At 33.8% G+C, this 9,549-nt stretch carries 9 protein-coding genes and 1 rRNA gene; 2 read left to right on the top strand and 8 right to left on the bottom strand.

Going from position 1 to position 9,549, the window contains the following annotated elements; translation table 11 throughout:
• Window positions 1–2 precede the first annotated feature (2 nt).
• Together rrf and B9T35_RS12510 are read left to right on the top strand one after the other, a co-directional pair.
• A 5S ribosomal RNA gene (gene rrf / locus B9T35_RS12515) occupies window positions 3–117 on the top strand.
• A 435-nt stretch (window positions 118–552) separates the two neighbouring features.
• A complete protein-coding gene (locus B9T35_RS12510) occupies window positions 553–1,902 on the top strand; it encodes an MFS transporter (RefSeq protein ID WP_086191438.1) in 1,350 nt (449 codons plus the stop codon).
• Between the two features lie 113 nt (window positions 1,903–2,015).
• Here B9T35_RS12510 and B9T35_RS12505 read toward each other — a convergent pair whose 3' ends face one another.
• The 8 genes from B9T35_RS12505 to B9T35_RS12470 all read right to left on the bottom strand — a co-directional run bounded on the left by B9T35_RS12505 (window position 2,016) and on the right by B9T35_RS12470 (window position 9,508).
• Window positions 2,016–2,549, bottom strand: coding sequence for a lytic transglycosylase domain-containing protein (locus tag B9T35_RS12505; protein ID WP_086191437.1), 534 nt, complete (start codon window positions 2,547–2,549; stop codon window positions 2,016–2,018).
• 164 nt (window positions 2,550–2,713) lie between these two features.
• Window positions 2,714–3,118 carry a hypothetical protein gene (locus tag B9T35_RS12500; protein WP_139842028.1) on the bottom strand — a complete coding sequence of 135 codons (405 nt, stop codon included), beginning with the start codon at window positions 3,116–3,118 and terminating at the stop codon, window positions 2,714–2,716.
• Window positions 3,119–3,372: 254 nt separating this feature from the next.
• Entirely contained in the window at window positions 3,373–4,317 is a 945-nt protein-coding gene (locus B9T35_RS12495; protein WP_086191435.1) for a phosphatidate cytidylyltransferase, read from the bottom strand.
• Window positions 4,314–5,012, bottom strand: a complete 699-nt coding sequence (locus B9T35_RS12490) for a lysophospholipid acyltransferase family protein (protein WP_086191434.1) — start codon at window positions 5,010–5,012, stop codon at window positions 4,314–4,316. The genes B9T35_RS12495 and B9T35_RS12490 overlap by 4 nt, the downstream gene beginning before the upstream one ends.
• A 17-nt stretch (window positions 5,013–5,029) precedes the next feature.
• A complete protein-coding gene (locus tag B9T35_RS12485; protein WP_086191433.1) occupies window positions 5,030–5,464 on the bottom strand; it encodes a hypothetical protein in 435 nt (144 codons plus the stop codon).
• A complete protein-coding gene (locus tag B9T35_RS12480) occupies window positions 5,461–6,837 on the bottom strand; it encodes a phosphatase PAP2/dual specificity phosphatase family protein (protein WP_086191432.1) in 1,377 nt (458 codons plus the stop codon). Before B9T35_RS12480 ends, B9T35_RS12485 begins: the two co-directional genes overlap by 4 nt.
• Before the next feature lie 269 nt (window positions 6,838–7,106).
• On the bottom strand, window positions 7,107–8,855 hold the full coding sequence (locus tag B9T35_RS12475) for a bifunctional alpha/beta hydrolase/class I SAM-dependent methyltransferase (protein ID WP_086191431.1): 1,749 nt from the start codon (window positions 8,853–8,855) through the stop codon (window positions 7,107–7,109).
• A 17-nt stretch (window positions 8,856–8,872) separates the two neighbouring features.
• A complete protein-coding gene (locus B9T35_RS12470; RefSeq protein ID WP_086191430.1) occupies window positions 8,873–9,508 on the bottom strand; it encodes a CDP-alcohol phosphatidyltransferase family protein in 636 nt (211 codons plus the stop codon).
• Window positions 9,509–9,549 lie beyond the last annotated feature (41 nt).

The following is a 9,549-nucleotide window of genomic DNA, read 5'->3' as shown; positions in this document are numbered from 1 at the left end:
GTGCTGGCGACAATAGCAAGAGTGAACCACCTGATCCCTTCCCGAACTCAGAAGTGAAACCTCTTCGCGCTGATGGTAGTGTGGGGTTACCCATGTGAGAGTAAGTCATCGCCAGCTCATTATTCCTAAAAACACCCCCTTCTTATGAAGGGGGTGTTTTTTTATGTATAAAAATAAAAATGAAACGATAAGATTGAAAACTGAAAATAGAAGAAAAAACTAAAAATATATCTCTAAAAAATTACAATCATAAATATAATATAAAAAGTTGAATAATACATTACATTTTTCAGTGCAAGTTATCTTTAGTCTAGTTTAAGAATAGTCATTTTTAACTCCTTGATATTTCATGAATATGCAAAATATTGATTGAGTTTTTCTGTTAAAAATAAATATTTATTGATAAATTACTCAAAATTAGCTGACATTTTACTCCAAATAAGTACAAAAATACCTTATTTGTATAATTATATACTTTAAAGGTTGTAGACAAAAAATGAATTAAGATTCATTTTAGTTGAAAATATAATCTCACAATTGGAGGTGAGAAAAATGTCAATGACGACAATAAATGTTAATACGGTAATTGATAATGCAAAGTTTAAGCCGTTTCATACTAAATTAGTCCTTTGGTGCTTATTCATTGTTCTATTTGATGGTTATGATTTAGCCATTAATGGTGTGGTTTTACCCTTGCTGATGAAAGAATGGGGAATGACAGCAGTACAAGCAGGGATGCTCGCTAGTACAGCACTTGCAGGCATGATGTTTGGCGCAATGTTCTTTGGCATGTTGGCAGATAAAATTGGTCGTAAAAAAGTTGTTTTAATTTGTGTCACATTATTTAGTGGATTTACGTTCTTAGGTGGCTTTTCTTCCAATCCAATAGAGTTTGGTATTTTACGTTTCATTGCAGGCTTAGGCATTGGTGGTGTATTACCAAATTTAGTTTCATTAACCAATGAGTATGCTCCTCAACGTTTAAGAAGCACCTTAGTGACCACAATGTTTAGTGGCTATGCAGTGGGTGGAATTATGGCTGCATTATGCGGTACATGGTTTGCATCATCTTACGGTTGGGAAATAATGTTTTATATTGCTGGTATTCCATTATTATTCACGCCTTTATTCTGGAAGTATTTACCTGAGTCATTAACATTTTTAGTTAAAGAAAATAAACATGAGCAAGCTCGAAAATTTTTAGAAAAAATCGAGCCTTCTACAGCTTTATCTCAAGACGTAAAGTTGGTTTTAGCTGAAACAGATCAAACGCAAAGCTCTTCAGTAAAAGCATTATTTACAGAAAAACGTGCTGTAGGCACTTTCTTATTTTGGTTAATATTCTTTAATTGTCTATTGGTACTTTACGCATTGGGTAGTTGGTTACCAAAATTGATGATGGCTGCAGGCTACTCTTTAGGTAGCAGTTTATTGTTCTTACTTTCATTGAATATTGGTGCTGTGATTGGAACAATTAGTGGTGGAATATTGGCAGATAGATTTCATTTAAAACCTGTACTGATTAGTATGGCACTGATGGGAGCAACTGCTTTATTTGGTTTAGGCTTTAATTCACCTCCGTTTGTTTTATATATTTTAGTTGCCTTTGCTGGTGCTTCTGCAATTGGCGGTAGTATCTTACTTTATAGTTATGTTGCGCAATATTATCCAGTAGCTGTGCGTTCGACAGGGATTGGTTGGGCATCAGCCGTAGGTCGTATTGGTGCAATTGTTGGACCAATTGTTATTGGTATGATTTTAGGCATGGAGCTTCCACATAAATGGAATTTCATTGCTGTAGCAATTCCTTTACTGATCGCAGCATTTGCACTTTCTTTAATTCGTGTTGAGCCTGCTAAAAGTACAGCTAAAGTGAAAACAACAGTAGTACAAACAAGTTAATTTAAAGTGATGATTACTTTTGGATAAAAAACCTTGATTAATCAAGGTTTTTTATTTTTCTATAAGCTATTAGATTTGCGAAATAAAATTGATTATTCAATTTTTATCGTCTTTTAAAGCGCACTTTTTAATGCTTTTTCATGTGCCTTAACTTGTTTTGCATATTTCTTTCCTTGTTTTTTCATTTTTCTATTTGTTTCATAATTGGTTGGCCCAACATTATAATAAGCCAATGCTTTTTTCCAACTACCAGCAGATTGATTGTATTTTGCTAGAACATAGCTTCCACAATTAATATTGATATTTTCATCAAATAAATCACCAGGGCAACTTTGTTGCCAATAGCGTGGAATGACCTGAGTGAGACCGACTGCACCAGCAGATGAAGTGACTGTACTACGATAACTCGATTCTTGGCGAATTGTTGCTGCAATGAGTAGGGGATCTACAGCATATTTATCGGCACTTTGTACAATCATGGGTGAAACACGATTTGCTGTATCAGGTGAGACGGAATAGGCTTTTTGAATACCTGAAGATAATTTCGCAGCTCGCTTTTGTACTGAACCGCCACCTAAGGAGGAACAAGCAGAGATAATAAAAGTTAAAGATAATATTGAGAGTATTTTTAATTTATGGTGATTCAAAATAAAGCCGTAAAATTAGAGTCCTGATTATTTTAATCATAAATAATTATTACAAAGCAATCAATGTGTTGTAAGTTTATAAAATATAATAGATTTGTAATCTAATTTAGAATATATCCTTTGAAAATTCTATTTGTGCATTTACATATTGTGGACCACTTGGTTTAAGCAGTATGTTTATATATATAATCATTTAGATTTTTTTCTGAAATATGAACAGTGTAGCCAATATTTTCATCATCATTATTTTCGTTATAACTAATAGTATAAATGATAGGAATTGAAATTTGATTATTTTTGATGATGCTTTTTAAATTATATTTTTGATGTGTTTGAGCATATTTAATTGAATTTATACTGATTTTTTCATTTATGATTGCTGTACAGATGTAGCCAGCATGATCATATTGAGCATATTCTTCTGAGTCACAATTGGTAAAACTAAGTATTTTTTTTAATTTTATAAAACGAATTCTTCCAATGTCTGTGATTTCAATTTTATTGATAGATTGATTTAAAATTTCTACTTGTGCCGATTGAGTTTCAAACTGGTGATACATCTGTTCCATTTTATTACGAATTTTATGATGAGCATTATATGTATAAAGTTTTTTTGTAAGCTCAATGACATCATCATTATTACAACTGGGTGCATTGCTACAGAGTCGTAATAAACAGACAATGAAAGCAAGAAATATAGTTTTTGAATTTATTATTTTATTTATTTTTATGCATAAATCATAGCCGATTTAAATTTAAACGTAAATGAAATTTATATTTCAAGTAACTTTTTATTCATCATTTTGAGTAAAACAATAGCTATTTAACTCCACCAATATCTTAAAATATGAAAGAAAATAGGTGCAGAAAAGCAAATAGAATCAATTCGGTCGAGCATGCCACCATGACCATGAATGAGTTGCCCCCAGTCTTTAACACCACGATCACGCTTAATCGCTGACATCACCAATCCACCGAAGAAACCGAAAATACAAACGACTAAACCAATAAATGCAGCTTCAAAGTAAGTAAATGGTGTTAACCATGACATTGCTACACCTAAAGCTGTGGCTAAAATAATCCCACCAAGTAAACCTTCAACCGTTTTTGATGGTGAAAGCAGAGGCGCAACTTTGTGCTTTCCAAATAGTTTTCCGCAGACATATTGCAAAACATCAGAAGCTTGTACAACCATAATGAGCCAAATTGCTAACCAAATCGGTTCTCCATGAAAACCATTCAATTTCAAATTTAAAAGTGCAGGCACATGAGAAATACAGAATACACTAATCATCAATCCCCATTGAATTTTTGAACTACGCTCTAGAAAATGAGTGGTATCTTCTTGTTTTAAACTGGCAATAGGAATAAGTAAAAAAACATAAAGCGGAATAAAAATAGAATATAAACCATACCAATCTGTATAGATTAAATAATATTGATAAGGAATCACAAAATAGAATGCAATTAAAAGTGGGAAATAATCACCGCGTCGTGTGGGTAATAAACTAATAAACTCACGTAATGCGAAAAGAGAAATAATTCCAAATAAAATAATAAAAGCAGTTTGACCTAATAATATCGCTGCACCAATGACAATGAGCATGACCCACCATGCATTAATTCGTGCATTTAAATTATCAATAACAGGTGATGTTGTTTGTCCAGTGCGCTGTTTGAGAATAAAGCCAACAGTAGATGCAAAAATTAAAATTGCAGTAAAAATACCAAATAAAAGATAGGTCTGTTGTAAGTTATTGAACATCATTGATATTCGACCTCTTTTAATTTCAGTAATTGTTGTTGTGCATATTCTAGAAATTCTACTTTATCCATTTCTAAATGTTGATCTAGTGGACATCCAAAAATAACAGTAGAAAGTAAAGGTAAGGGAACAAAAGCACCTTTGGGCATAACCCGCCTTAAATTTGAAATCCATACAGGAACAATTTCAATATCAGGGAATTGTTTATGTAAATTATATAAACCACTTTTAAATTTTAATAATTCAATATCATCATTTAAATTACGTGTTCCTTCAGGAAAAAATATAATGGAATATCCTTCAGCTAAAACATCAATAACAGGTTGTAAGGGATCTTGATTATCCTCACGATTACGCTGAATCGTTACACCTGAAAATGTATCTTGAATAAGGAATCTTTTAAACCCATCTTTCATCCAATAATCTGAAGCAGCGATAGGGCGCGTTTGCCTGCGAATCGATTTAGGTAAAGATGACCACAATAAAATAAAGTCGATATGACTATTATGGTTGGCAAAATAAATGCGTTGCTTTAATTCAGGCTCACAACCGACCCATAAACTACGTGCACCTGTAAGTAGACGTGCTCCGCGACGGATCAAAAAAGCAATAAAACGAGCCAATGTATTGCTCGCAATATTCCCTTGATTTTGTCGAGGATCGAGTGGTTTATTTTGCTGTGCTGAATTTTGCTTCATTGTATAAACCAAATTTATTATTGTGCTAATAATTTAAAAATTAACGTGATTAAAACAATATATTGCATGACGACGAATGTCATTTGAATTTTAAATAATTTTAAGCAACCTTGAAAACGTAAATCCCAATCTCGTCCAGCTTTGTTTTGTGGCATAAGTTTAAAATAAAGCAGTGAATGATCCAAAGCTTGTGTCAAATCATTTTCATTTTGTTGTTTGGATTGTTGAGCCAACGTACTCAGTATATCTGCATCGAATTTAACACGTATAGAAATATAATGATGAATTGCACATAGAATGAAGACCAGACAGATCAAAATCCAGAATGTCAGTGATTGCCATGCTTTTAATTGAATGCTGATAATACTGAGTGCAAATGCGACATAGCCTGAAGCCAATAAAGTTGTGGTCGATGAAAGTAATCTGGAGAGCACAAAGAATTTCATATTCATGGTGCTAATCCTTTCAGTTTAAGTTGAAACAGGTTTAATTCTTTCAGCTGTGGTTGTTTTAATACAATCCATGGTCGTGCTTGCTGAATCAGTAAAACAGCCTCTTGAACTGAGTTGACATGCCCTTGTTTAATCAACCATGCACATAAAATAGCACTACTACGTGAATATCCTAAGGCACAGAAAATTAATATATTTTGTTCAGATGGATCTGTTTTTATTTGATTGTATAACAATTCAAATTGATGAACTGCTTGTTTAAGTTGATTGGCTTGTAATGGAATTAAATCTAAACTTAAATATTGTTGATATTGAGTTTGAAAAAATTGCGTTTGAGAAAAATGAACAGGTATTTCAGCACAACAATCAAATAATGCTTGAAAGTTTTGAGTATGTTTTTGATTAGGAATACGACCTAGAAAAATAGTCATATTTTCAACACTGATTATTTTTGAATCTTTAGGATGTTTTTTTGTCCAAATACGACTATTGGACCATGCAAAAATCATATAAGGGGCAAACAATATGAGACTGGCAATTGTCATTTTGCCATTGTTTTGTTTTTGAAAGAAATGTGGGCGTACGAAGAAATATGCCAATGCAACCAATAAAAGGCTAATTGCAGGATAAAGTAGCCATAAAGCCCAACTTCTAAAGACAAAAGCGGGAATTGTGAAAAGAATTGCACCGATTAAATAGTATGAACCTAATTTTAAATGTTTTGGAGTAAGTGCCTGTAAGCCATCTTTTTTAAATGGAGATTTTGTTGTAATGGGAAATAACCACAGACAAAATGCACCTGTTAGTAGTCCTGTTGGAATATCAATGAAATGATGTTGCCACGTGGTAAGTACAGAAAGTCCAATTAAAAATGACCAAAAATCGACTAACCATTTCCAATAGGGTGAAACATGACGACGGTAGAAATCCCAAAGAATGGTTAATAAAACAATGTGTAAAGACGGTGCTTGGTTAAATGGTTTATCAAAACCCATTAAAATATCAAACCATACGCCAAAAAAGCCATGTAATTCAGGTCGTTCAAAACTAAATTTGAGTGGTAAAAGGAGAAAGCAGGATATTGCGATGACTTGTGCTGTAAATAGCCTAAGCGCATGCTGTCTTAATTCAAATTTATTCCAGCAAAGTAATAAAGACAAACCATAAAATAAATCGATTGACCAATAAGGAACAATGGTCCACGGCCAAAGTGGAATATGTTTTTCCCAATTAAAAACAATACTTGGTACTGAGAGTAAGCCTGACGCATATTGATTGGCAAAACCATAAGTCAAAAAAAAGAAAGGCGCGAGAATGACTAAGCAAAGAATCCCTCGTTTCCATGTTCCTTGTTCTTTAGCTAAATCAGTCATTCTTTATAGGCTTCCATTACTTATGATTTTTAAATTTTTATAGCTATTTATATAACGATATCAAAATATAAACTGAATAGACATCTTGAATAAGCCTTTTAGTTTTATATCAAAATACAAAGCTTATGAATCATCCAAGATAATATCGCACTGCTATTGATAGAGCTTAGTACGAGCTTCTTGCATAAGTATTCACAGCCTCTTTATTTTATCACCAAAGGAGGAGTGGACGGGTTATGCAAAAAGACGATTAAAAGATGTCAATTTAATTAAAGCTTCTGAGCAACAGAAACGGTAAATATGCCAAATTCATCAATACATTGATCAACTTTCTGAAAGCCAGCAGCTTCAACCAATGCATCCATTTCAGCTTGTGAGCGTAGGCGCATTACCCATGCATCACCTTCACGATGAGAAGTGAGTGCGCGAGCAATAAACTCTTGTTGAGGATGCCAAATTTGCCCTGTGTAAATTAAATAACCATCTTTAGCTACTGCTTTGCTTAAACCATCAAGTGACTGACGAAGTAGATCATTATCACTAAATAACTCATATAAACCTGAAACCACAGCCAGTGTTGGTTTGGGTTTAACTGAGGCTAAAGATTGAGTATCAAACGCATCGGCCTGAACAAATTCAGCAATGTCACCTAAGCCTCGTTCTATAATCATTTTTTGACCAGCGGTGACATTAATATCACTATAATCACGCAATAAAATTGAATCAGGACGTTTCGGTAATTGCGTTACGGCATCTAAAATATAACGTCCATGACCTGAAGCAATATCAAGAATACGTAAAGGTTTACGTTTTTTCACAAGGACTTGTGCGTATTTCTGCATGAGGTGTTCAATATGTTCTTTACGAACACGAATCCCACGCCAACCAATTGCATTTAAATATTGTCGATCGATAATTTTACCGATTGGGTTGGAACTTTCTGATTGATTACGATATACAAAATCTAAAGTACTGCCTGAATCATAGCCCGTATTTTCCCCAATTTTTAAACCTTTAGACAAATAACTTCCGATTTTTAAATTCTTTTTAGTGGTATCCCAAAATATTTTTTTCAACGATTTTTGTGGCAATGTTGAACTTAAACTTTCTGCTACGGCACAACTTGGACCAATTTTATCTGCATTGAGTACATCAGGTGCTTGGTATTCAATGGCAAAGCATTGCAGAATAAAGCGACGGATTTTTTCAAGAGCAATATCACGGTTCTTTTCACCTAAAGTATCGTGATAAAAACCATCTAAAATATGAAATTCTTTTTTAGGATGAGGAAGCCTTTGGTAAAACTCACGCTGAGGTTTTTGCTGTACCACAAAATCTGAACCTGAACATAACACTTGAGTCGGTACATAAATATTCTGGGCATCATCAACGATGCGTTTAGAGGCATCATATAAACCCAATAGCATACGCACTGAAATGGCTTTGGCTATTTGTGGGTCAGTATCATAGCTTTGAGCGCGCTCTTCATCATGTGTCAGCATTTTTGCTTTGACATAACTTTGAATAAAAAAATTGCCTTTCAACTTATTAAGGATACGTAAACCAGGTTCTGCAAAAGGGACGTATAATTTAATGTCAAAAGCAGGAGATGCTAGACATAAAGCACGAATTTTAGGGGCATAATCATGCACCCATGTCGCTGATAAAACAGCACCCACGCTTTGCCCAATTACAGCAATATTTTGTTCATGAATATTATATTGTTCTTCAATATGCTTCACGAAATATTGAATATCTTTCACACATGCTGAAAAGCTTGTTGCATCCCCACGTTCACCAGGGGATTGTCCATGTCCACGTGCATCCCAAGCAAAAAAATCAAAATCGGGTAAATTGAGCTCTTCAACCAAATGTGCCATACGACCAGAATGTTCATGTCCACGATGGAACAAAATAATGGCTTTTTTAGGCTCTGATAAATCGATACTGCTCCAATGTTGATAAAACAATTCAGTTCCATCATGGCTTTGAAAGGTATGTTGGCTATTGTTATGCATCTTGTTGATCCCAAAAATTATGAATGATTTTGAATGCTATTTTTAATACGATTATAAATGGTCAGAATGAGCAATAGCCCGATGAATATGAATAAGGTATTACAGATATAACTAAGGATTTGTAGTTGATTCGAAAATAGAGGATAAATCACAATAATGACGGCGAGCAGACTGAACCAAAAAGCACGATCACTTTTCCCCATGGGGCCATCATATCGGCGTTCTTGCCCAATTAGAGGAGCCATGACACCTGTGTATTCACTGAGTATTGCCAAAAATGTGATGAGTAAAACCAATTCTGGTCGAATAAATGGAAAGGCTATAAAGCTTAAATATAAAGCAGTATCTGAAATAACATCACACAATTCATTATAAAAAGCACCCAATTGCGATTGTTGTTTAAATTCTCGTGCCAACATGCCATCAATTGCATTGAATGCCATACGGATCAGCATCCATAAAGGAAACAGCAATAATAGCCAAGAAGGTGAATGGTTCAGATTATATGTATAGAAGAATAGGCTTAGAGCAACTGAAATAAACATCGCTAAAAGTGTGATTTGATTTGCTGTTATACCCAACTGATAAAGTTGCTTAACGAAAGGTCGTAATAGGTTTTGAAAAGCAGGTTTTAATTGATAGATTGATGGCATTGTTTTAACAAATAGGTATTTGTTGGGATTTTAAGCAATTT

This window comes from Acinetobacter sp. ANC 3832 (assembly GCF_002135415.1).
In the GTDB taxonomy this organism is placed as follows: Bacteria; Pseudomonadota; Gammaproteobacteria; order Pseudomonadales; family Moraxellaceae; genus Acinetobacter.
The sequence above is the reverse complement of the archived record's forward strand: the minus strand, read 5'-3'. Positions and strand labels throughout refer to the sequence as shown.

What these genes read in the sequence shown, in the direction of transcription:
- B9T35_RS12480 (WP_086191432.1), bottom strand. Translation starts at nt 6,837, where the DNA reads ATGACTGATTTAGCTAAAGAACAAGGAACATGGAAACGAGGGATTCTT.
- B9T35_RS12495 (WP_086191435.1), bottom strand. Translation starts at nt 4,317, where the DNA reads ATGATGTTCAATAACTTACAACAGACCTATCTTTTATTTGGTATTTTT.
- B9T35_RS12485 (WP_086191433.1), bottom strand. Translation starts at nt 5,464, where the DNA reads ATGAATATGAAATTCTTTGTGCTCTCCAGATTACTTTCATCGACCACA.
- B9T35_RS12500 (WP_139842028.1), bottom strand. Translation starts at nt 3,118, where the DNA reads ATGGAACAGATGTATCACCAGTTTGAAACTCAATCGGCACAAGTAGAA.
- B9T35_RS12475 (WP_086191431.1), bottom strand. Translation starts at nt 8,855, where the DNA reads ATGCATAACAATAGCCAACATACCTTTCAAAGCCATGATGGAACTGAA.
- B9T35_RS12510 (WP_086191438.1), top strand. Translation starts at nt 553, where the DNA reads ATGTCAATGACGACAATAAATGTTAATACGGTAATTGATAATGCAAAG.
- B9T35_RS12490 (WP_086191434.1), bottom strand. Translation starts at nt 5,012, where the DNA reads ATGAAGCAAAATTCAGCACAGCAAAATAAACCACTCGATCCTCGACAA.
- B9T35_RS12470 (WP_086191430.1), bottom strand. Translation starts at nt 9,508, where the DNA reads ATGCCATCAATCTATCAATTAAAACCTGCTTTTCAAAACCTATTACGA.